Source organism: Pectobacterium parmentieri, from assembly GCF_001742145.1.
GTDB lineage: Bacteria > Pseudomonadota > Gammaproteobacteria > Enterobacterales > Enterobacteriaceae > Pectobacterium > Pectobacterium parmentieri.
Map to the genome: position 1 here is coordinate 1,742,377 of NZ_CP015749.1, position 24,145 is coordinate 1,766,521.

The following is a 24,145-nucleotide window of genomic DNA, read 5'->3' on the forward strand; positions in this document are numbered from 1 at the left end:
TCACGAATGACGGGCAACCGACTGCGCAAAATGCTGCAACAGAAGGTCGCCACGCGAAACGACATTGTCTAACGCCTGCTGCGGCGTTTCCTGCTCAGCCCAGACCTTCTCTAACTCTTCGTCCATGATAGTGCGAATTTGCGGCATATTGCCTAATCGAAATCCGCGTGTATAAGGCAATGGTGGCTTATTGGTTATCTGTTTCATGGCAACATCACTGCCGGGATATCGGGCATAAAACCCCTGCCCGCGCGTCAGATCGTAAGCAGCTTGTGTCACTGGCAGATAGCCCGTCATCTGATGCCATTCGGCGGCATTTTCCGGCAGCGTCAGGAAATGCAAGAATTCAGCAATCCCTTGATAATGCGATGCCGTTTTCCCTTTCATAACCCAGAGACTCGCCCCTCCGATAAACGTATTTTGCGGTGCCCCCTTAGCTTCTTCGCTGTAAGGCAACATGCCTACACCGTAATGAAATTTGGCATAGTTTTGAATCTTTCGTAGCCCACCCGATGAGGTCGTCAATATGCCGCAATCGCCGTTATAAAAACGTGTAGTCCCTTCATCATTGCGACCGAAATAGCTGAATTCCTTCTTCTTCATCATCTCCGCAAGCTGGTTGATATGTGCGACCTGCAACGGGCCGTTCACCAGCAAATGTGTATCGACACCGTCGAACCCATTGTTTTTTGTCGCGATCGGCAGTCCGTTCCACACGCTAAACGCTTCCAGCAATATCCAGCCCTGCTGCCCCGCATTCGTATAGCCACATGTCATCCCACTTTGACGTAGTCGCGCCGCATCATACGCCAGCTCATTCCACGTTCGGGGTGGCTTATCGGGATCGAGCCCCGCTTTGATAAAAGCATCTTTGTTATAGTAGAGAACGGGGGTTGAACTGTTGAACGGCTGGGAAATCAGATGCCCGGTTTGGCTGTCGCTATAAAACAGCGCCACCGCAGGCAGAAAGGCCTTTTCATCATTGTCGATACCGACCTGCTTAAACAAATCATACACTGGGACAATCGCCCCGCTGTGTATCATATTCGGCGTACCGACATCATAAACTTGCAAAATATCCGGCGCGTTACCAGTACGATAAGCGGCAATACCCGCAGCCAGCGTCTGCTCATAGCTGCCTTTGTAGATAGGTTCAACATGATACGTCGTCTGAGATTCATTAAACCGATTAACCAGCCGTATTAATTCCGTGTTCAGGTTGCTATCCATGCCATGCCAGAATGTCAGTTCAACCGCCGCTCTGGCAGACAGAGGGACGAGCAAAACCATACTCAACAACATCAAAAAAACAGATATGAACCTAAACCGAATCATCATGGTGTTTTCTCCGGTTACTCTTTGTTTTTAAGGAAAGTCGTTTTTAAGGAAAGTTATTTTTAAGAACAGTTGCTTTTAAGGAAGCCCGCTTCAGAAAAAGACGTACCGATAACGACGCTAGGGTTCGCCTGTGACACGTGGATGACGGTGAAGGTAGTGAACTGTATCGCGATATTTCGGCCGGTAAATAAAAGGAGTTATGTGGCAAGAAAGAGGAAACACGTTACGCTGAGCGGTGTGTGGTCGCCCAGCGCGATATTCTGTTAGCGTGGGATTTTATTAACTTTGTGCATGTGCCATGTCCGCATGCATTGAGGCAGCAACAGGCTGATGCTTAGGAGGTTTGACCCACAGGGTAATCAGCAGCGAGATAATAGACATAATGATGATTGCCATAAATGTGGCATGGAAGCCCCCGAGTTGTGCGGCGATAAACGAGCCAGACAACGCGCCGATACCGAATCCCTGATAAATTACACCGTAGTTTTTGCTGTGATTTTTCAGGCCAAAGAAGTCGCCGACAATCGCTGGGAATACCGTGATATTGCCACCAAAGCAGAAGGCTATCGCGCTGACACAGGTAAAGAACAGAATTGGACTAAGCGGCAGAAAGGTCATCACGGACACGGCAAGAATAGTCACAAACAGCGTAAAGCTAATCACTCGCATACGTCCGACATTATCGGAAAGCGCCCCAAGCACAATACGCCCAACGGTATTAAAAATCGCAATCGCAGACACCGCATTCGCCGCCGTCGCCATATCCATTCCGGCCATCTGCACACCAATATCTTTCACAATACCGATCAAATACAGACCGCTCATGCATGCGGTGAAGAAGATAATAAACAGCAAATACGATTCTTTGGTTGCTAACATCTCGGCCAGCGAGAAATCACGCGCCTGCCCCTGAAGCGCAGCCTGCTGTACTGGCACTGGAGCAGGCTCTTTCAGCAAGGAACTCCCGACCAGAATCATCGCCATAACGATAATTCCCCAGTAGAAAAAGGCTTCAGACACGCCCACTTCGGCAATCAAAAAGCTGTTTACATATTTGAACAACAGGCTTCCTGTACCGAATGCGCCAACCGAAATACCCGCGATCAGCCCTTTGCGGTTAGGGAACCATTTAATCAAATTGGATAGCGTCGTGATGTAAGCTGTGCCATCAGCAAAACCGACAACAACACCCATTAGCAGATAAATCAGCGTCAGCGATGGGCTAACCGCGCTCGCCATCAGACCCGCACCCAGCGCGATACCTGCGATCATGGTCAAGCGGCGCAGGCCAATACGCTCCTGAAACTTACCGGCAAACAGTGTTGCAAATGCCAGACAGAAACTGGTAATTGAAAACGTTGTCGCCACGGAACTTAGTGCCCAGCCGAATTTGTCCACCAGCGGCTGGTTGAATAGGCTCCAGGTGTAAATCGTACCGAGTCCCATTTGGGTAATAATCGTACCGAGGACAATCAATCCCCGATTAACAGGTTTAGTATTCATGGGCTTTCCCCTACATCAAAAATGGGTCCGATTCACTCGGCACGCTAAAAATATAAGCTGATGTGGAGAAGAAAAAATCCATCAAAAACACTGTCAGCTTATGGGCTGAAGCCAGTATACAAGCGGGCTGACAGTGGTTGATCGAATGGGGAATGAGATGCCTGAAATGCGGAATGAAATGCCTTTAAAGGCGCATCAATGACCTGAAATCCTTTATCTTGCTCCGGCTGACCGGAACTTCAAAATCCAGATCGTTCAATCGCAGGATATAGGTATTGTTAAACCAGGGCACAATTTCACGGATTTTCGTCAGGTTGACACAGTAAGAGCGATGACAGCGGAAGAAATAGTCTTCCGGCAGGCGGCTACAAAACTCCGTAATATTCATCGGCATGATGAATTCCTCACGCCGGGTATACACCAGCGTGACCTTTTCCTGTGCGGCAGCGTAGTAGATATTATTAATATCCGTGACAATAATCCGCTCGTCTTTCATTAAATTAATCGTTTGCTGTGCGCCTCTGGGTGCCCCCATATGCGCGCCTGTTTCAGCAGTCGGTGCAATTTGCCGCTGTTGCCAGGTCGCTTCCAGCTTACGCAACATCGTGATGATGCGAGATTCATGATACGGCTTGAGAATGTAATCGAAGGCCTCGACTTCAAAAGCTTCGACCGCATGTTCTTTGTACGCCGTAATAAAAATGATGTAAGGCTTGTGTGCGAATTTGCTGATATTTTGCGCCAACCAAACGCCGTCTAACGACGGAATATTGATATCCAAAAAGATCGCATCGACGTCGTTATGTTGCAGATACTTCAGGACATCCAACCCGTCATCAAATGTCGCCTCAATCGTAATATTACTGTGCTGTTTGATGAGGTAACTCAGCTCCTGCTGCGCGAGGAACTCATCTTCAACAATAATGGCTTTCATGGGTTTCCTCCTCGGTGTTCAGCAGCAGAATAGGTCGAGGCTGGCACCTGAATGCTATCTGGCAATGCCGACGGTGTTTTATCTGCTCGCGGGATGTAGAAATAAATCTCGGTTCCGGGTTCCAAACGGCGAATACGCAGACCATCACCATAAAGCAAACGCACCCGATGATGGACATTCAGCAGGCCAATCTTATTCCCCGGCAGCTCGTTGCGCGCAACACGATCCATCGTTTCCTGACTAATGCCATGCCCGGTGTCTTTTACCGCGACGAGCAGTTTGTCGCCCTGTTCCTTCACGGACAGCACCACGGTTCCTTTGCCTCGGCAAGGCTGAATACCATGAACAATCGCGTTTTCCACCAGAGGCTGAATTAATAAGCTAGGAATTTTATACGCTAAATCGTCGTCAATATCGTAAATCACTGTTAACTTGTCACCAAATCGCGCCTGCTCAATCGCGATATAATCTTGAATTTGGTATAGCTCTTTCTTTATATCGATCAGCGCATCATCGTTGAGTTCGAGGTTATAGCGCAAATAGCGGGACAGATTGATCACCAACTGGCGCGCCGTATCAGGATTAATACGAATAGATGAGGAGATCGCATTTAGTGCATTAAAAAGAAAGTGCGGATTGATCTTGCTTTGCAACGCCCTCAGTTCCGCTTTATTTGCCATATCACGCAGTTGTTCTGTGCGGGAGACTTCAATTTGCGTTGACATAATTTGTGATAAACCGACGGCCATCACACGTAACGAATAGGTTATTTTATGGGCGTGGCGGTAATAGATTTTCAATGTGCCCGTCACTTGCCCGTGCTCCCATAGCGGGATGACAATCATCGAATGGATTTCCGGCGTTAGATGCTGCTCATCATTATTTTTAATGATGATTTTCCCATCATGAATCGCCTGCTGTGTCATCGGGCTAATAATGTCGTGGCCGATATTATATTTATCTTCCCCAATCCCCACGTAAGCCTGAATGTGCTGCGTGTTTGTTATTGCCACCGCGTCCGCATTAATTTCAGTACGAATAATTCTACAAATGGCCGTCAGTGAATCACTGTTAATGTTGCGGAAATACGGCAGTGTCTTGTGTGCAATATCCAGCGCGAGTTTGGCTTGTCTGGCGGCAATCACCTCTTTTTCATTCGCCACACTCTGTACTAGTAACACGATCAGGCCAATACACACAGAGCCAAGAATCATCGGCACCGCAATTTTTGAAACAATATCCAACCCTAGTTCGATCGGCGTCGCCCACGCCACAACCAGCAGCATCGTTAACGACTCACACAGCATTCCGCCCAGAATCCCGATGCTCCATTGCTGCTCTTTTTTGACTTTCTTATTGATGTAGCCGGAAGTGATACCCGCGATGATGCTGGTAATCAGGCAAGGTATTGAGGTAATGCCGTCAATATCAATTAAATAACGGTGCGCTCCCGCAATGATGCCAGTCGCGATACCGACCCAAGGGCCAAAAAGGATTCCGCCGGACATCACCGCAATCACGCGCACGTTGACGAGCGATCCTTCAACATTAATGCCAGAATACGTGCCGAACAGCGCAAACAGTGAAAAGATGGCCGTCACCGTCACCCGCTCTCTCGGCGAATGTTGCTCTTTTTGCAGCAATTGCCGGAACTGGCGCGTCCTAGTGAGGAAGAACAGGCAAATCAGCATCAAGGCGGCGCGGTCAAAGACTGCGAGGAGCATCTCAAATATTTCGTGCACGGGACATCCGGTACTGGGTTACGAGCCTGCACTATAGGAAAAATGTGATCTATATTCCACTTTTTAGTCTGTTAACCACTCGACTATGTGTAAACGTATAAAAGCCAGCAAACGCTGGCTTTTAGGAAAGATGGCTGTAGCACAACAATTTACACGTCTATTGGCTTATTCAATTTTAGTAGCTGGGTAAACTCTTCTGCGGGCATCGGATGCCCGAACAGATATCCCTGTGCTTCTTCACACCCTTTGCCTCGCAGTCGTTCACTCTGCTCCAAAGTCTCAACCCCTTCTGCAATCACGCCGAGACCGAAACTTTTCCCAAGATAGAGAATTGCTCTGACAATCGCCGCATCCGGCGGAGACTCACACATGGTCCTGACAAAGGTTTGATCGATCTTAAGCCGAGTCACCGGGTAATTTTTCAGCATACTGAGAGACGCATAGCCCGTCCCATAGTCATCAAAGGCAATCCCGATCCCCGCATCACGCAGCGTTTTCAATGGCTGTAACATATTTTCATCGTAACGCAGAATGATATTTTCCGTGATCTCCAGTTCCAGCGAGCTTGGCTGTAACCCGGTACGAGCGAGGGCACCCATAATCTTTTGCGCCAACATGCCTGTACGAAACTGCGCGCTGAAAAGATTAATGCTGATACGAAAATAGCTGTTGCTAACCTGACACCACTCTGCCGCTTGCCGACAGGCCGTTTCTACGATCCAATCCCCTACTCGTTCCGCCCACGGGCCATTTTCCAGTGCGGTAAGAAATGCTGCAGGCCCAAGTAGCCCTCTCTCTGGGTGACGCCAGCGTAACAATGCCTCCGCACCAACAATCTCATTTGTTGCCAGTTTTACCTGTGGTTGATAGAACATTTCAAATTCATGTTGCTCATAAGCTCGTACAAACTCTAACTGGAAGGCATGCTTAGCCTGAAAGACTTCAAGTAGTTCGCGCGTGAAAAAACGATAACAGTTCCGACCTTCAGATTTCGCCTGATACAGAGCTAAATCTGCACTGGTCAAAAGATCCTGCACAGTGACGCCATATTCCGGGTACAGCACAGCACCAATGCTGGCACTAATATTGATTTGGTGATCGTCAATAATCATTGCCTGCGAAATTTCATGGATAATTTGTTCGGCAATTTTACCTGCAACTTTTTTATCACTCAGACCCGGAAACAGCAGCGCAAATTCATCTCCGCCCATTCTCGCGACTACATCACCGGAACGAACCGTCGCTTTTATTTTTTTGGCAACGTGCACCAAAATATCATCGCCGCTAGAGTGCCCCAGACTGTCATTAACATCTTTAAATCCGTCCAGATCGACCATCATGATGCAGACTGCAGGCTCATTCTTGAGCGCGGTTTCCAGATTTGATGTTAATAATGTCCGGTTTGCCAACCCCGTCAGTGGGTCCATGTGCGCCAGTAAAAACAGCCGCTCTTCGTTGCGGCGACGCTCGGTAATGTCGCGCAATATCGCGCCATAGCTAACATTGTCGTTGTCTTCCCACATAGAAACCGACAATTCAACCGGAACCAGGCTACCGCTTTTGGCTTGTACGTTCAGCTCCAGCGTCACCCCTTTCATCAGGGAATCACGGTCAGTGACCAGATGGTTAAGCTGCACGATAAAGGCATCAGGTACGATGCGATTAATATTTTGGCCGATAATTTCATCGTCGCGGTATTCCAGCATCTTCTCTGCGGCTGCATTCCAGAAGGTAATCATTCCCTTCTCGTTAACGCATAAAATCGTATCTGGCGAGGTATTAGCGATATTTTCAAAACGCACCTGACTGGCCTTACGCGCCAATTCCAGACGCCGCATTTCCAGCTTGTCCATGACCAGTGATGCCAGATCCTGCAAATTGTGCTCATCACGCTTGGTGAATGCTGCTCTAGGCTTCAAATCAATAATACATAACGTGCCAATGGCATGCCCAGACGAGGTAATTAAGGGTATCCCGGCATAAAAACGGATATAGGGAATTCCCACAACCAGCGGATTATTTTTGAATCGCACATCCTTGAGTGCATCAGGCACCACCATGATCTTTTTCTTCAAGATCGTATGGGCGCAAAAGGAGATATCGCGTGGTGTTTCGCAAAAAGGAACCCCTACGCTGGCGGCAAACAATTGGCGCTCAGCTTCCACCAACGAGACTAAAACGATGGGCGCGTTAAAAATGTTGGCAGCCAGACTAATCAGGTTGCTCAGACTCGGATCGAATAGTGCGTTCTTAATTCCATACTCACGAAGAGCAGCAAGACGTTTATCTTCATCTTTGCTTATTGGGGCACGACTCATGGGTTCCCCCCTCCCATCGTATTCATGTTCAGGTTAGAAAAAAGGTTAGCTGTAAATCCAAAATGTTGCAGCAATGAGCACGATAAGAGCAACCAGGCCAACGTGAGTAAACCAAGACCCTTTCTCTCGCCAAGTAGTGCCTGAGTGTTGAGTATGGCAAAAGATCCGAACTCGATCATCCCTTCAAATCATTAATAATAACAAGTAGAAGCATCAATTAAGATGATAGATGAAAAGCGAAATAGAAAAATATCGATGTACTCACAACGTAGAGTGATGAGGACAAAAAAGACAGATGAAGGTTGGCATATTCAAATACTCATTACCGAATAGCGACAATATGGTATCAAGTTATTAACAGAATATAACCAACCAAAGAATCATCAAGCGGGAAAATAGGTTATTGAATGCTCAGGGGTGTCATTCTTTGCTCTAATAACGACATCCCAAACCCCTGTGTAAGGGACAGTTAAATACACTTCACCTTCAGCATAACGGCAAATAGCCCCCTGCATATCGTTATTATCTTCCGTCATTGTTTCCTGCTCACTATTGCTCATTTTGACTTCAAACGTATTAGCACACCGGACAATTACCGTATCACCACCAAACAGACTTAAACACGTGCGAATTACAGACATACATCCTCCGCGACACGCAGTCATGCGCATGCTTAATAAAACGATTTCATTGGTTATATTTCCCACAGCGGGATTTCCATAAGAGCAAAATGGTTACGGCCAGATTGTGATTTAGATCAAATGACACACAGGTTTAAGTCAAATCAGAGGATAGAATAAGACAATACTATGACCGCCTGACATTTATTAGGATTTTTGATGATCAGACGATAGCGTTTATTTTGATGTTATCCCACACATTCACGTGGACTCCTTTTGTGAAACAACAACTTTAATTGTTCCATGGTTGTATTTGCGATCACATCACACGTGCCTCAACGCGACATTACTTTGGTTTTTTTAAAACAGATTAATACTCACTTGATAAACGACAACTAAGGTTGTACATTGACCAAATGAAAACGACACTTGCAGAACGATTAAAAACAGTCAGAACTTCACAAGGGCTTAGTCAAAAAGCACTTGGCGACATGGTTGGCGTCTCTCAGGCCGCCATACAGAAGATAGAGGGGGGAAAAGCGTCACAGACAACTAAAATTGTTGAGCTTTCCAATGCCCTCCATATTCGCCCTGAATGGCTGGCAAATGGCGAAGGCCCGATGCGTAGCGACAGGGTGGTTCGATCACTTCAGGAATCGAGCATTCCACCAACATCAGAATGGGGCACTGTATCAGCTTGGGACAGCACGACAGAACTATCAAAGGACGAGGTTGAAGTGCCTTTTTTAAAAGATATTGAGTTTGCCTGCGGCGATGGGCGCATTCAAAGCGAGGATTATAACGGCTTTAAGCTCCGTTTTTCCAAAGCTACACTGCGCAAAGTCGGTGCCAATACCGATGGTTCAGGTGTTCTTTGTTTCCCGGCAGCGGGTGACAGCATGGAGCCCATCATCCCGGATGGCACCACCGTCGCCGTTGATACCAACAACAAGCGCATCATTGATGGAAAACTGTACGCCATCGCTCAGGAAGGAGGCGGTAACGATAAGCTCAAGCGAATCAAACAACTTTACCGCAAACCAGGCGGCCTTCTCGTCATTCACAGTTTTAATCGAGATACCGATGAAGAGACCGACGAATCAGAGGTCGAAATCATTGGTCGCGTATTCTGGTATTCGGTCCTGTTATAACCCGATACTGGCGGTATCCCACGCCATAGCGCGTTCTTTTCCTCTCCCCAAAGCCGGTTGATTGATACAGATGCCGGCCTCATTTTATTGATAGCCGTCTTATCAATAACAGCCCTACCAATAAAAATTTTACCACTAAAAAACGTTTACCCTCACCCAGATAACCTTACCCACACGTCACAGTTTTATACAATCATCGTGCTATTGTTTCATCACCCCTTGTTGATGTTGTGTTATTCCTCCTGTCTATGTGTTGCTTTCCCGCCCTATGGCGGGATTTTTTTACCCCTTCATCGAACTTTTTTAGTGTATAGCCCGCAGACCGCCATTTCGCTTTACAACCAAAAACAACCCAAATTAAAACTAAAGATGTTGACACAACAACAACTATAGTTTTAAATGAACACATAGCGCGGTTGTTATCCCTCAAGATACCAATACTCGAACTCTCACATAAGCAGTAATTATTTTCTTTAAGGATAAGGTGATTTATGACTGAGCCACAATTTCGCAGTAAAGGTCCCGAACTTCTGGTCGAGCTTTCCCAACACGTTGCCGATACGGTCAAAAACGTCACAGAGTTGGATCTACAAACCGCCGAACTGGTCGGTAATGCCGTTGCCAAACATATGATGAGCGTATGGGGTGGACAAAACGTTTATTTCCCGATGGGAATTTCCTGGCGTGCCTCTCAACGCGATCTTCAAATCTATGAAGAATTTGATGGCCGCAATCATAGCGCTCTGGCGAAGAAATATAATGTCTCGCTGCAATGGATTTATAAAATTGTCAGGACCATGAGAAAAGATGAGTTGCAGGCAAAACAACAAATGCAGGAGTAATGCAAAAGGCCATAAATTAAAAACTCAGGAGATAATAAAAGCAGATAATTTAATAACAATAATAATTTCTTATTTTAATAAAATATAACTTATATCAATCCGAATTGAGGCAAATGCAGCAAGAGATTTCGATGCGCTAACACCAGCCAACACACGCTGTTTGAAATATTAAATATATACTCAAAGACAATACCGGAAGGTAATTAATAGGATGAGTGCATTTTGTACTCATCCTATTACCACCTTTAACCTTAATCCCCCCCTCTTTTAGTACGATATTCAATCAGGCTATGACAAGCACACGACTTCCCATCTCCTTATGTAAATCAATCAGCTAAAAAAACCAGAAACATGCATTTACAATGCACAAATCAATTTTTAACCACTGAGAGCATGATAACGTTGCCCCACGATCCCTTCGGTGTGTTGAAAGCACCGAGTGAAAAAATAAATAGGGGCAATTGAGAGCAATGAGTGAGAAAGCAAGGAAACGGTGGCAACGTCGCCCCGGAACAACTGGCGGCAAACTCCCTTGGAACGACTGGCGCAACGCCCTGACCTGGCGCAGAGCAATACAATTTCTGCTGCTGGCGATCAACATCTATATCGGCATCACTTTTTATTTTTGGGTACGCTACTTTGAAACTGGCGGCACAAGTCTTTATATATCGAGACCTGGCGGTATTGAGGGCTGGCTACCGATTGCAGGATTAATGAACGTTAAGTTCACATGGGAAACGGGCAATCTTCCCCCTATCCACCTTGCATCAATGCTGTTACTTCTCGCCTTTATTCTCACCAGCCTGTTACTGAAGAAATCATTTTGTTCTTGGCTGTGCCCTATCGGTACGTTATCCGAGTGGGTCGGTATACTGGGGAAAAAACTGTTTGGCCGCCACTTCATTCTTCCGAAGTGGCTAGACATTCCGTTGCGTAGCCTGAAATATCTATTATTAAGTTTTTTTCTCTACATTGCGTTATCAATGCCAGCACAGGGCATTTATATGTTCCTGATGTCACCCTACGGTTTGATCGCTGACGTTAAAATGCTCGGCTTCTTCCGCAATGTCGGCACCATTACGCTGGCCTGTGTCTTTCTTTTTATGTTTGCCAGCCTGTTTATTCGCCATTTCTGGTGCCGCTACCTTTGTCCCTACGGCGCACTTTTAGGCGTATTTTCGCTGCTGTCTCCCTTCAAAATTCGTCGTAATGCCACTAGCTGTATTGACTGTGGCAAGTGTGCTAAGGCCTGCCCGTCTAACATCCCAGTGGATAAACTGATTCAGGTAAGAACCGCAGAATGCACAGCCTGCATGACCTGCGTCGAATCCTGCCCGGTGACATCGACGCTCCACTTCTCACTGATGAAACCATCAGGATCGCAGGAAAAAGACAGTTCCACAGCCAAACCGCTATGGCGACAAACCGCGTTGTCCGGTATTACGATGACCGTACTGGTACTCGGTATCCTTTTCGGCATGATCGGCTTTGCGATGTATACCGGCGGCTGGGACAGCCCGATTCCCGAGCATATGTATTTCCGACTCATTCCCGATTCACAGAACATTAGCCATTAATAAATGGCGGATAGGGTCAACGGGGATTAATACAAAACAGGAGAGTTTTGGGGAAAGATTTTTAGCACAAAAATAAGGGGCCGAATCTGGCCCCTATTGTTAATCTACACTGAACAGCAGATTACATGTTATCAATGATGTCCTGCGCAAACTCGCTACATTTCCGCAGCTTAGCGCCTTCCATCAGACGTTCGAAATCGTAAGTCACGGTCTTGTTCTTGATCGCGCCTTCAACGCCCTTAACAATCAGGTCAGCCGCTTCGAACCATTGCAGGTGACGCAGCAGTAGATTGAAAGATAAACCACAACATAATGAATCATATAAAGAAAAATACAAAATAGCGCATTGGGTAGCATCGTTTTCGTTAAGATAAATATCGATAGAAAACAGTGAGCTACTTTGTATTTTACTGAATACCTTCCCCCAGAAATTGCCTGCAATTTCACCTCTTAACAAATTTAACGGACTAATAGCATGCCATCTACTGCCTTCATTATTTTCCTGATCCTTGCTGCCGTTATGGTGCTGGTGTATCCCGCTTTCTCAGTGCCATTTATCATTGGCGCGTGCCTGATAACCAGCAAATCTCGCATGCACCTGGATAGCACGACCAGCATCATTATCGGTATTACCGGCTTTCTGTTACTCCTGACACTCATTATGTGCATCAGGAGTTGGCTGAGGTAATCTGATTAGTCAAAATACGGATGTATCCGCTTCACGGTCTGCTGAACCAGTTTATTCCGCTTACCCATCAGGCGATCAATACGCTCTCGCTTCTGGTCTGCCGTTAAGATGCGATCAATCCGGGTTAGCTCGATTTGGTCGTTGAGTTGCTTCACCTGCTTTTGTGTTGCCGTGAATACCTTGCGCTGCGATAGTTTTTCACGGTTGTCTTGCAGCAACTCATTAGCCTCACCCAGTTTCCCCTGCTTCCGATAATCATTAATCGTGCTGTTTATCTGGTTGGCTTCCGTCATCATGCGGTAGAAGTCCTCAGTGAACTGGGTGGATTTCGCCGGATCGGCCCCACGGGCGAACGCCTTGATGACAGGCATTTCATCCAGCCGCATCGACGGCGACGCACCGTTATCACCCATGTTACGCATGATAATATTCGTCGCGCCGAGAATGTATGAACCTAGCGTGCCGGTATATCCGGTAATGATGTGATCCATCATTTTAGGAGAAAGATTCATCGCACCGCCTATTTCGCGCATCAACAGCGTGGTTTGGTCGTTATAACGCGCTCCGGCAATGACGTTGCTATCAGCCATGTTCTCAATCGGGCCACCTTTGAAGAAGTCGTAATTCACGAACGCTTCCAGAATGGGGCGCGTCACCTGCGGTATCGGGTTGAATGCCATCGTTTCAAAGAAGTTACGTGCTACCACTTTCCCAAATTTCCCAGGAGTGTCCTCACCGCCGAGCGCTCGAGTAAAACGCTCTGGCAGAGTGCCGAACATCAAACCGATCTCAAACGGTTTAGGGATGCGAAAATGCTGATCGCCAATCCATGCATGCCAGTAGGCGTCTTTATCCCAATCAGGTAGCTCTTCATAGCGTTCATCGCCCCAGTTCATCGCCAGCAACGCCAGTGATAAACCCGCTATGTAACCACCACGTTTCAACACTTCACGCGGATCGGCTTTAATGGCGCGCCCAAGTTTGCTCATACCCTGCAAGCGTGCATTGAAGAAGGGAACCATATCAGATAGCGCGATAACAACACTGCTCGATCCCTGCATACTGAAATCCATCAGATCGCGAGATTCAAAGGCAGCCTGTGCCTTGCTCTTTCCTGCCTTTAGCGCCGCATCGTAAGTCGCGATACGGTTCGCATTCTCTGCCCCTTCACTAACCTTCTGATATTTGCTCAGCCCAGCTCCGATTTTATCCATCACCTCTTTGCTATTGCGCACAATCGATGATTCAAATTCTCGGATCTGGCTGTCGTGATAACCTTTACGCCGCAGCACCTTACGGATGCTGGAAGCTGTACCCGCCGGATCGTAAACATTGGAATAGCCACCACCAAACGTAGCGCCGGCAAACATCATATCAACCAGCGTATCATCTGTGCGCATCGCCTTTTTCAGCCCCTGCCATGAGGAAATCGCGGACTTGAAGCCATCTTTATTGATCGCCCATGAATGGACGGCATCACGCATGAAGTTGCGAATAATGAAATCAGGCATAGATGTGGTGCCGATGGTCAACACGCGCTTGGCCTGCCGTGCAGCTCGCATGAACAGAGAATTGCTACGTTCCAGATCAATCATAGTGAAAGCGCGATAAAGGTCGGGATCATTGACGCGAGCCAGTTGCTCTTTGCCATCAACAAATACCTTCACTGTGTCTTTCTTTAGGCGTTGGTAATCCATCTCGTTGGGGCTATCGATAATATCGATGACCCCAGTATCGGCCAGATTCGTGACAGAACGGCGCATAGCCTCGTTCTTCATCGACGCATCAACCGACTTAGCAACGTAGTTGAACAGGTTTTCAATCGGGTCTTTGATAGTGAGGTCGGAGCCTTTCAGTTTACGGATGGTGCTGCTCTGGTTGGCAATGCCGCGTGTCGTCCACGGGCCGTGTGTTTCGCCGTTTTCTGCTTCACGGTAATACGGCAGATACCAGGCATCCTCCCATGTCGCTCGGCTATTCGCATCAATCAACCCCATGTCCTGCTGTAGATCGATGATGGACTTGATAAACGCATCGTATTTTATCTTTTGATCGGCAAACAGTTGCTCATTCCCATGGTTCAGCGATTTCATGTAGGCAACCTCATCAGCGGTAAAATTATTCTCTTTGCCCTCGGACATGAGGCGCTCAGAGCGGTGGCCGGCGATCCACTTGAGGAAGTTTTCACGGTGGTTACCGAGCCCGTCCAGAATGCCCATCAAAGAATCAGCCTTACCTGTACCCGGAATGCGTTCAGTAATCCCCTCTTTCTTGTTATAGCGCACCAGGCCATGTTCAAGAACTGCCGATGTCACCGAGCCTGCACCTGCTGACATACGCGCCGCCGTGTAGCCGGAAACCATCGCATCAGATTTACCCACCGCATCTTCGGCATATTTTAATGGGGCAAGCCCGTCAAAGGTCTTGGTGTTCAGCTTACGGAAGGTTTCTTGCCACCACTGCTTCAGTTCCGTCCGATCGCTGTCGGCAGCCATCTGGTAGAAGTCTTTGGCTTTATCAAACCAGCCTTTTTCGACGTTGAAGCCCATTTTGCGGCTGGTTTCGGCGTCCAGTGCTGGATTGCCAGAGCGGGAGTACAGCGTCTTATTCTTGCGGATGTCGGCAGAAGAGAGTATATTTTTACTTGAACCTTGATCCGGAGAACCACGCTGGGGCAATTGCAGCCCTTGGGTCGTACCGGATTCGGGTTTAGAACCCTGATAAGAACGCTCCTCCTTGGGCAATTGGAGCCCCTGTGAATGAGGGTTATCAGGGTTTTTCTTTTTCACCCTTCGATAACGCAGCAACCCTTCCTCGATCCAGCCTTGGTACTGTTTAGCATCCCGTCCATACACACTGGCAATGCGGTTAATAATTAAACGTCCTGATTGCACCTGCATATGAACTGCGGCCATCACCTGCCGCCCTGAGCTATCTTTAGCGTTTAGTAATACAGCAGCTCCATTGTTCTGAGTCTTCGACTCGAACACAGCCTCTGGATCGTGGAGAAGCTCTGGTAATCGTGAAATAACATCCATCGGTACATCATGTTTGATGCCATTACTTGCTTTCCTCACGACATCTCGTGATATAGCCATAGGCAAATCTGGTGCTCCCGTTGCAAGCAATACGGCGGGGGTTCGACCCAATCCAATATTAATCTCACCAGACTTCAACGACCGCATAGCTCGGTCAAGATCGGCGCGGTACTGTTCCGCCTCCTGCGATAATGGCCGCAGAGGGTCAACATCCTCATCCGCTTTTGAGTACAGCGCATCGGTGCGCGAGAAAGTGTTATCGAACTCGCGGGTGCCTGGCTGCTCGTTGGCATACATCGCCGTTTTCTGGAAGCGGCCGGTGATGGTGCGCAGAATGTTGCTGATCTCCGCTGGCGTGATATCCATAGGGTTAAGCACACCAGCTTTGCGCAGCGCATTGGTCAACAGCGTAACGAAACGATCCCACACACCACCCAACTTCGTTAGCTCGGTACGCTCCGCCATGTGCGCCAAAAACTCATTCGCCTGCGTTTCTAGTGACTCTTGCCCATAGGATTGCTCAACCTGCTGCCAAACATCCTGAATGGTTTTATTCTGGCTGTCCCGCGTCTGGTGTAGCACACGCATGATGCGGTCGTATTCCACATCGCCAATCACTGACGCTAAGCCATGGTGCGCAATCACTTCATGACGCAACTTGGCACGTAGTTCACGGGCGTTTGCGATGTTGTCCGCGATGACAATCACACGGCTCAACTCTGGCTGGTAAATGGCATGAACTGTGCCGAATTCCGCAGAAATGCCGTTAGGCATCATCGCGGCGGCTTCGGCCTGCGTCTGCACCGCTTTCACTTTAATTTTGGCCGCTCCGTTAAGGTGGGAGACAAACCCATCGGCGGCCAACTGTACGCGGTCGCGCGACATACCGCTTTCTGGCTTACTGCCATCACGGCTAAAGCTACCATCGTAAATGATGTTGCCGCCGCCGATATCAGCACCAGAAACAGAAACGCCCCCAGATTTGGAGGCGTTTTGCTTGTGTTTATTGTCCCGTCGGAACTGATCCTGATCGGTTTTAGGAAAGGTCTGCTGCTTTCGTCGGCCATTACGAATACCATCAGCGACCGCATCCACTGCATCGTAAAGCTCGCTGATTTTCATCGGCCCTTTAACCAAACCACTATGGCGCAGCGCCATCTGGAAAGCGTGTAAAACAGAGGCAGGGATAACGCGGCGGCGAGTACGGGAACCTCGTTCGCCACGCTCAAGTTCAGCAGCATGAGCAAAGACTTCTTCGGCCTGAACAGAATCAGATTTATCGCTGTAATGTTTGTCTATTTGTTCCCAGAGCGTTCGGAATTTTGGGTCTTGCCGTGCTTTAAGAATCGCATCAAGAACCAGTCTTTTATCCGCTGGCTTAAAGGTGTTGAGCCCATAGTGGCCAAGCACTTCGTGACGGAGTGTTCTTCTCCCGTCGCCCGCGTCACGAATGCTGGCAGCGTTAAGTACGATCCTTCCTTCTCCGGCGGCATGATACGCACCCTTGATTCTGCCGACGTTTTCTCGCGTTGCTTGCGGGCCATAAGCATCCTCCTGTCGGGCATATACCCGAATATCTAATGGAATATTGCCATTGTACTCGCGCACAAAATCATCGGCAATGCGGCGGGTCTCAGGAACGGTAAGTCCATCATTGCGATTTACCTGTCGAGAATAATACGGTTTTGATTGCCTGGGTGCAGGTAACCGCACCGCATAGCCACCGTCAACTTTTTCAATCGTGGCGCCAGGCATTTTTCCCCAGCGAGAGGCTTTTGCCACTCTTTCACTGGAGTAAGGTTTGTCGGGCGCGTAGAGTTTCAATTCTCCGAGCGCCGCTTCAGGTTCGCTGGCCACGAGATCTGTACGCTGACTGGCAGGCTGTCCATCACCTTTAGGTTTTGACGGCAAACGCACACCGTAACCCTCCCCAACCGACTCAATTTCTGCGCCTGGCATCTTCCCCCATTTACTGGCCTTGGCCACTCGTTCGCTGGAATAGGGCCTGCCCGGAGCAAACAGTTCCAACTCTCCTACCGGCTCCCCTCGCGCGTAGGCTTCCGTTTGCGCATCAACGGGCACACCGCCGACGCGATGGCTCTGATCGGGCAATGCGGCCTGATCGTTAACGCCCATCGCATCACTAAATTCCCGTGCCTGCCGCTGGCTGTGTGTTTCCCCTTCAGTAAACTGCGGCGACTGTGCCGTCTGGCCTTCGTCGATAGTCGGCGAACCAGAGAAAATAATATTTTTATTCTCAATGGCGTTGATTGGCACAGCCTCACTGTCATATGTCTGACTGGCACGGCCAACCTCATTGATAGCCGGTGGCCGCTCAGCAGGAATGAATTCTTGCCCGCGCACCTGCTGCCCTGCATCAAATTGTGGGCCAATTCCTGCTTGCGCATCATCACCAATGGGGGCGCGAACGTCGCCGGGCATAGCAATCACCGAAGTTTGACCGGGTGCGGGAAGGCGTGGACGACGCGCGGCGATAATGCTTTCAGCCTGCTCCAATGCCTCCAACTCTTGCGGCGAATACCCCTGATCGCCCTGCTCAATCTGCTGGCGAATCAGTTGCTCTGCGGTTGGGGCTGGTTGCTGCTCAGATAAGGCTTGTTGCACATCACTGTCTTCAGCAAACCCCTGAACACGTGGATCTTGCCGGAGGTAGGCTGGTGTATCACGAAACTCATCGATACGACTTTGCGGCGTGCCAGCAACATTTTCAGGATTGAATTGTGAGTTATCAGCCCCCTGAGTAACAGATATCACGGGACCGCCATCACGCCACTCGCCATCATAACCTGGAGGTGGTGAATCTTCTCCCATTTTCACGACAGGAATAGACGAACCAGAGCCATCGGAAGAGGGTTGTTCTGAAGACTGCCATTCGGGTACATCGACCTGCGTTGACGATTGCTGCTCTGTTGCCGGATTGGTATCGATGTTCGGATTCGGTTCCGATGTTGAGTGGTTATTACGACCGCGCATACCGCCGACAGCACCGATAGAGCTCCCCATGCCAGCGCCAACCACTGCATTATTAAGGCCGATCTCTAAGACATCTTTCATCGGATCGATTTTTTGCCCTGCAGTGTCAATCAATTGTTCATTCTGTGCATACCGTTGCGTCGCACCCTGAGCAAATTCAGTAACGCCTTCAGCCACAGCCCCTGTCGCCATGCCAGATAAAATCCCTGATGCGCTTTTCTGAGTTAACAGCTTCAACAAGATATGGTCACCCAGTATTGATGCAGCAATATTGACAGCTAACAGACGGGGATCGGCAGTTACAGCACTTGCGGCCTGTTCGGCTACCTGACTGCGAGCTAATTCTAATTTTTGGGTATCGGACATATGGGCATTGCTGGGGCTGGCATCGACGGCACTGAATGCAGATTGAAACGTGGGGCTTTCCATCAACTCATTGAATGGCAGGTTGTTGATCTGCTCCCGCATGTCGATACCGCCCTGACCCTGTGCGGTTGCTGACATAGCGCCAACAAATGTCGTTTTCCCTGCAACGACTGCGGCACGATCGGCGGTTTCTTTGGCAATCTGCCGGGCGGCCTCTTCTGGCATGGTTTTACTAAGGCGGTTGAAGGTCGCCCGCTCTGCAATTTTCGTAGCAGCTTTGGCTGACATTTTTGATAACAAACCGGATGTCATCATAGTCGCTATACTAGGAATTGCATTTTGCATCCATGAGCTAGCATTGAATGTCCCTTCACCCACGCTGGCACCCGTGACATTGCCGTTACTGTCTCGATCAAGTGTTGCAAAATCCAAAGCCGCCGCCTGCTTTGCACCTTCGGTTCGAGAGTCCAAAATAGATTTGGCGGCACTTTCAGCCAGATCGCCAGCACCTATAATCACCTTTGTTCCTATAGTATCAAGAGGATTGCCACCCCACTCCCGTATGAACTTTTCTTCATCCTCACTGAACGGGAGTTTCATCCCTCTAGCCATTGCGTCTCTTCTGAACTCCACCTCTCTATCTTCCAACGCCTGTTTGTCTGCTTTGAATAACTGCCCCACACTCGCTACCATGTTAAAAGGGGCTGCCGCCAGCGCCTTGAGATCATCACCCCAAGTCGATTTTGGTTCGACAACCGGCTTGTTCCACCCACCTGATGCGAAAAACTGCTGATATGGATTGGCTGCTGCCGCAGATTGCTGCTGTTCATCCGGCTGCTGAATATTGAGGGCCTGGCGGTTGCTATTCGTCAATTGCTGTTCGGGGCGCTGCTGTTGTGGATCGTAAACCATCACGGACTCCAGAATTTAGGGCAAAAAAAAGCCCCGCTTTTTAAGGCGAGGCTTGGTATCTTTGGGGAATTTAGCGCGTAAGTTCCCTTATGGGAAGTGTTCTTACCTGCAAGCACTGAGATTATGTTAAGATGAATTCACAAGTGTCATCTGACTTAGCGATCTTAGATGTCACCCGCACCACACTGAAAAAATAATAAATTTGATAAAGAATAGACAAAAAAGGATTGTCGTTAATGGGAATGGTAAAATGTGCTGCCGCATTATCAATGCTGCTTTTTTCATTTACAGCAACTGCATCATCTCTTGATGAGCAGTCAATAAATAAATTCTGGGAATCTTATCAATTAAAAATAATAGTTGAAATGAACAATAAAATCTTACCAAAAGATTATGGCCCGTTTATTTCCCTGAAGACTGTTGTTGAACCTCAATATAGGGTTATATCTAAGTTTTACATATTCCGCTCATCATTCTCAGAGTTATTTGACTCCTATCGTGATATGAAAAACACGTTGCGTGATGGCCTTAAAGTTGAATACTGTAGTTCAGATAACAAATCTATCCTATACGATAACAAGGGTACGATTAACTTAGTAGCAATGGATAAGGATGGAGAAATTCACTCACTATTCTTTAGTAAAGAAATTTGTGAATAACTTAGGGGTTGAGAACACGATGCTAAACCTTATTAACTATTTTATCGTGATATTTTTCATTGCTATTTCCGGCACACTAATAAAGAAAATTCTTTTCAAAAAAAACAACGGCGCTGGGTTGGTTTTATCCATCATCCTTTCCACTATCGTTGCCATTCCTAATTTATTTTTCACCGTTCATTTTATTGAATGGCAACCATTTTTAGCCGTGCATACAACGCCAAACTTCACATTTGCATTTCTCGCTGCATACGTTTTTTATTGCACAATAAAGCAGGATAAAAAAGGGGAAAGCGTGTCAGAGTTACAAGCCAGTAACCATGATGACAACAAAAATAATCCGTGGTTGAAATAATCAAAAGCCCCGAAACTAATCACAGGTCGGGGCATTCACCATTTACTTCCCAGTATAATACGGCGGATATGCTGGAGGATCCGCCTGATTACGTTTACGTAGCTGCTGGGCAGTTTGGCTATTCTGTTGCTGAGCCTGCGCTTTTTTGGCGATAGCATAGTTGTCATCCAACTCTTTGTTTGTTACATCTCCATTCAACTGACCAGAAGCAAGCGCAGCTTGGGCAAATGCCTGCTTATCTGGATCGCCACCAGCCCATTGCTGCACCCCACTGCTACCTTGTGCTTTCGGTTGCTGCTGAGACTGCCCATATGAATCTTTCACCTGCTGTTCCAACTGATCAAACTGCGCATTAATCCCCGCGGCAGTCTGCGGATCTTGCGCCATTGGATCGGACAATGCTTTTGCTCTCGCCTTGCCAACATCCAGCAAGTCTTTACGCATCCCACGGGCTTCTTCACGAACTGCCGCCTTATCTGGCGGGTTAACCATTTCGTTAAGAAACTTCGCCCGGCCGCCATAATTTAGCTGACCGACCATCTGACTGTAGCCTCTAAACTCTTCCATTAGACGAGGCAGTGCAATTGGTGCAATGGTGTCGTTAGGGTCTGTCGAACCAAAACGGGTCATGGGTTTTAGCGCGGTAGAGCCATCGTTATACGTCACTTTTAAGGTTGGAATGACGCCCCGACCATCTTCCGTTAATCCAATGTGGGCAAGTTCTTTGGATGTAATCGTCTTACCCGTCTCCACGTCCTTATCACCAATGCCACGTTGTATACGAGCGGATAATACGCCATTCATCACGCGGATAGCCGCCGGATCGTTATAGTCCATATCGCCATTGAGAACGGCTGGCATGATGCGATTGATTTCCGTCACGTTCTTAATCGCTTTATCACCAATAAATCGCTTAGGGTGTAATGGATTATCGGATGATATTTGCTTAAGCAATTCGGGATCAACATCCCCAGTCTTATCCAACTGTTCCGCAAACATTTTGATAACAGGCATTTCATCTTGAATACGCTGTTGCCGCTTCTGCTCATTCACCTGAAAATTAAATCGCTGTTGCGCCAGATTATTACTCTGCGCTTGCAGAGCGTATGACCGATCGGCATTTTTCGCATTTAGAGCATGGCTTAATCCCCACTGCTCATCCTGCTTCTTATCCCGCCCAAGCTGACGTTGATGATCACGCAGTCCAGTTTCTTTACCGTAATCAAACTGCGCCTGTGCCAATCCAAAACGCCGATCTTCATTTTGCTGCTGTTGCTGAACCTGCAAGCGCCGTAGCTCTGACTCTTCACGTCGCTGTAATGCATTGTCCATCGTGTTGAATCCGGCAAGAAAGCCGTCTGCTAGTCCTCTTACATCTGCCATAGTGCCCCCTAATTATGAAAACAATGAACCCGCGACTAAACCCACCGCCGCGCCAATCCCTGCACCGATTGGTCCCCCCCATGCACCATAAGAGGCCCCCATCGCAGCGCCACCCATCGCCCCCATTCCGGCCATCGTACCTTTCATCTGGTTGGCGGCCTGCTTCTGTTGGGTCTTAAGCTGTTCGTTAGCCGACTCACGTTGCTGCTCCAGCTCTGCCGCCTGCTGCATACCCTGTAAACCCTGCTGGCGCGTCTGCGCAGCAATATCAATTAGGCCGTATCCCATTATGTTTCACTCCCAATTTTGAGAAGTTCGCGCAGCCCAGTAGAACCGCCGGTCAAGATGCTCATCTGCCGATCCGTTTCTGCATCACGAATACCGTTTTTCGCCCCTGCGGCGGCGAGTGCAGATTTAAGTCCAAGGCTGTTATCATTTTGATTTATTTGTTGAGTTGCCCCATAACGAGCCTGCTGATTAGCAGAACCGACGGTTGCCGTATTCAGCGCCTGTTGCTGCGTCGCATCTGCCCGAACCAACTGGTTGTTCATCAGTTGCCCACTGGTTGATAAATCCATCAGGCCTTGTAGCTTTGGGAAGTATCGCTGCTGCCAGTCGGCATATTGTTTGCGCGTAACGTCAGCGAACGTATCCGATGCGTAGCCCATCCTATCCCCCAATATTTCTAAAATTTGTACTCATAAATGGCGTATCAGAAACCCCAAATACACCGCTGGAGCTGCCACCTGTTGGCGTTGGCGTACTCTTTGGTAAGCTAGATAGCCCCTGACTAACCAGCGCACCACCAATGGTTCCAATCAACCCTTTACTAGCCTGCTGTTTGGAAAGGGAACTCTGTGCATCCGAAATCGCTTTCTGCTGCGACGCTGCCGCGATCCCCTGATAGCCTTGCATCGCCTCCGCTTTTTGCCCCGCGCCCATTGCCTGAACATCTTGCAAACCGGCAACATACTTATTCTGCTGGTCGGTCTGGGAACGGTTCGTCGCATCAATTGAGCCAGCTACTTGATCGGTCGCCACATCCTTAAGCGTTGACTGGAACTTACCGCTGCTGGGATCGACACCTATCGATGCAAGGCCATCGGCCGCTTGCCGTCTGGCCTGACCAAACTGTTGTTGATAGCCCAGATTGACATCGCCAGCAATGCCGTCGTACTTCTGCTGATCGTTAAGCCCTTCTACCTTATCCATGAACAAGTTTTCATAGGGTTTCAGCTCGTTCTGGTAGAGATCCCATTGTTGCCGCGCGACACCAGCCGCCGCCGCTTGCTGGGATGTTTCCTTAACCTCTGTACTGCCACCGCCACCTTTTCCCACATATCACCTCATACTGATATCTTGAATTTCATTAACCCGAACTCATCAGGAAGACGCTCAAATCCAAGACGCCGCGCTACCCGAATGAACCCCTTTCTTGCCGTGTAGAACTCAGCCCAACGTCCACCTGCCATACGCGTTAACTCTTGAACATGAGGCAGCCAGTAGGTCAGTGCATCTTTTCTTGTGCTGACACCCAGCCACACAACCACGTATGGGATTCCGTAGTAACTCAGTGGCCGCAGAACAATCCGCGTATCATCCGTACCAAAGCAAAACGCCTGCTTTTTACGGCAGGCGTTTTGGATGTTGGTGATTAAGTTGGGCTCTCGGCTGTCTATTGAGACGCGACTAATTAGTTGTTTCACAATTTCTGTCATAATTTAA

At 48.3% G+C, this 24,145-nt stretch carries 18 protein-coding genes and 1 pseudogene; 6 read left to right on the forward strand and 13 right to left on the reverse strand.

From position 1 onward, the window contains the following. The 6 genes from ugpB to A8F97_RS07780 form a co-directional block, all read right to left on the reverse strand. Window positions 1-1,338: a sn-glycerol-3-phosphate ABC transporter substrate-binding protein UgpB gene (ugpB, locus tag A8F97_RS07750; protein WP_082218622.1), complete on the reverse strand. Its 1,338-nt coding sequence runs from the start codon at window positions 1,336-1,338 to the stop codon at window positions 1-3. Between the two features lie 279 nt (window positions 1,339-1,617). Next, on the reverse strand, window positions 1,618-2,841 hold the full coding sequence (locus tag A8F97_RS07755) for an L-lactate MFS transporter (RefSeq protein WP_033071460.1): 1,224 nt from the start codon (window positions 2,839-2,841) through the stop codon (window positions 1,618-1,620). A 184-nt stretch (window positions 2,842-3,025) separates the two neighbouring features. After that, the gene (locus tag A8F97_RS07760; protein ID WP_015730408.1) at window positions 3,026-3,775 is read right to left on the reverse strand and encodes a LytR/AlgR family response regulator transcription factor; all 750 of its coding nucleotides are present in this window, start codon (window positions 3,773-3,775) and stop codon (window positions 3,026-3,028) included. Continuing rightward, window positions 3,772-5,517: a sensor histidine kinase gene (locus A8F97_RS07765; protein WP_033071459.1), complete on the reverse strand. Its 1,746-nt coding sequence runs from the start codon at window positions 5,515-5,517 to the stop codon at window positions 3,772-3,774. Before A8F97_RS07765 ends, A8F97_RS07760 begins: the two co-directional genes overlap by 4 nt. Before the next feature lie 149 nt (window positions 5,518-5,666). Continuing rightward, window positions 5,667-7,835, reverse strand: a complete 2,169-nt coding sequence (locus A8F97_RS07770) for a sensor domain-containing phosphodiesterase (protein ID WP_015730407.1) — start codon at window positions 7,833-7,835, stop codon at window positions 5,667-5,669. Window positions 7,836-8,218: 383 nt separating this feature from the next. Then, on the reverse strand, window positions 8,219-8,476 hold the full coding sequence (locus A8F97_RS07780) for a hypothetical protein (protein WP_014699806.1): 258 nt from the start codon (window positions 8,474-8,476) through the stop codon (window positions 8,219-8,221). Window positions 8,477-8,871: 395 nt separating this feature from the next. On the opposite strand from A8F97_RS07780, the gene A8F97_RS07785 reads away from it, so the two are divergent. From A8F97_RS07785 to A8F97_RS07795, 3 genes are all read left to right on the forward strand, one after another. Next, complete coding sequence (locus tag A8F97_RS07785; protein ID WP_005968919.1) at window positions 8,872-9,606, forward strand: XRE family transcriptional regulator; 735 nt, start codon at window positions 8,872-8,874, stop codon at window positions 9,604-9,606. 491 nt (window positions 9,607-10,097) lie between these two features. After that, window positions 10,098-10,448 (forward strand): Mor transcription activator family protein, encoded by a 351-nt coding sequence (locus A8F97_RS07790; protein ID WP_033071458.1) that lies wholly within the window; start codon window positions 10,098-10,100, stop codon window positions 10,446-10,448. A gap of 470 nt (window positions 10,449-10,918) precedes the next feature. Beyond that, window positions 10,919-12,025 (forward strand): 4Fe-4S binding protein, encoded by a 1,107-nt coding sequence (locus A8F97_RS07795; protein ID WP_033071457.1) that lies wholly within the window; start codon window positions 10,919-10,921, stop codon window positions 12,023-12,025. 121 nt (window positions 12,026-12,146) lie between these two features. Here the strand turns inward: A8F97_RS07795 and A8F97_RS23095 are convergent. Further along, window positions 12,147-12,326 (reverse strand): annotated as a pseudogene (locus A8F97_RS23095) (NADP-dependent isocitrate dehydrogenase); the annotation flags it as partial. A gap of 174 nt (window positions 12,327-12,500) precedes the next feature. Here A8F97_RS23095 and A8F97_RS07805 point away from each other — a divergent pair. Then, complete coding sequence (locus tag A8F97_RS07805) at window positions 12,501-12,713, forward strand: hypothetical protein (RefSeq protein WP_069704173.1); 213 nt, start codon at window positions 12,501-12,503, stop codon at window positions 12,711-12,713. A gap of 5 nt (window positions 12,714-12,718) precedes the next feature. Here A8F97_RS07805 and A8F97_RS07810 read toward each other — a convergent pair whose 3' ends face one another. After that, window positions 12,719-20,023: an LPD38 domain-containing protein gene (locus A8F97_RS07810; protein ID WP_050512657.1), complete on the reverse strand. Its 7,305-nt coding sequence runs from the start codon at window positions 20,021-20,023 to the stop codon at window positions 12,719-12,721. A gap of 236 nt (window positions 20,024-20,259) precedes the next feature. On the opposite strand from A8F97_RS07810, the gene A8F97_RS07815 reads away from it, so the two are divergent. Further along, window positions 20,260-20,682, forward strand: coding sequence for a hypothetical protein (locus tag A8F97_RS07815; RefSeq protein WP_033071455.1), 423 nt, complete (start codon window positions 20,260-20,262; stop codon window positions 20,680-20,682). A 19-nt stretch (window positions 20,683-20,701) separates the two neighbouring features. Continuing rightward, complete coding sequence (locus A8F97_RS07820) at window positions 20,702-21,037, forward strand: hypothetical protein (RefSeq protein WP_127087902.1); 336 nt, start codon at window positions 20,702-20,704, stop codon at window positions 21,035-21,037. A 42-nt stretch (window positions 21,038-21,079) separates the two neighbouring features. Here the strand turns inward: A8F97_RS07820 and A8F97_RS07825 are convergent, their stop codons facing one another. From A8F97_RS07825 to A8F97_RS07845, 5 genes are read right to left on the reverse strand one after another with little or no spacing between them, the layout of a single operon-like run. Further along, the gene (locus A8F97_RS07825; protein WP_183042261.1) at window positions 21,080-22,420 is read right to left on the reverse strand and encodes a hypothetical protein; all 1,341 of its coding nucleotides are present in this window, start codon (window positions 22,418-22,420) and stop codon (window positions 21,080-21,082) included. Window positions 22,421-22,432: 12 nt separating this feature from the next. Then, entirely contained in the window at window positions 22,433-22,708 is a 276-nt protein-coding gene (locus A8F97_RS07830) for a hypothetical protein (RefSeq protein WP_033071453.1), read from the reverse strand. Next, entirely contained in the window at window positions 22,708-23,088 is a 381-nt protein-coding gene (locus tag A8F97_RS07835) for a hypothetical protein (protein ID WP_033071452.1), read from the reverse strand. The genes A8F97_RS07830 and A8F97_RS07835 overlap by 1 nt, the downstream gene beginning before the upstream one ends. A 1-nt stretch (window position 23,089) precedes the next feature. After that, window positions 23,090-23,758: a hypothetical protein gene (locus A8F97_RS07840; RefSeq protein ID WP_033071451.1), complete on the reverse strand. Its 669-nt coding sequence runs from the start codon at window positions 23,756-23,758 to the stop codon at window positions 23,090-23,092. Between the two features lie 8 nt (window positions 23,759-23,766). Further along, entirely contained in the window at window positions 23,767-24,138 is a 372-nt protein-coding gene (locus tag A8F97_RS07845; protein WP_033071450.1) for a hypothetical protein, read from the reverse strand. Window positions 24,139-24,145 lie beyond the last annotated feature (7 nt).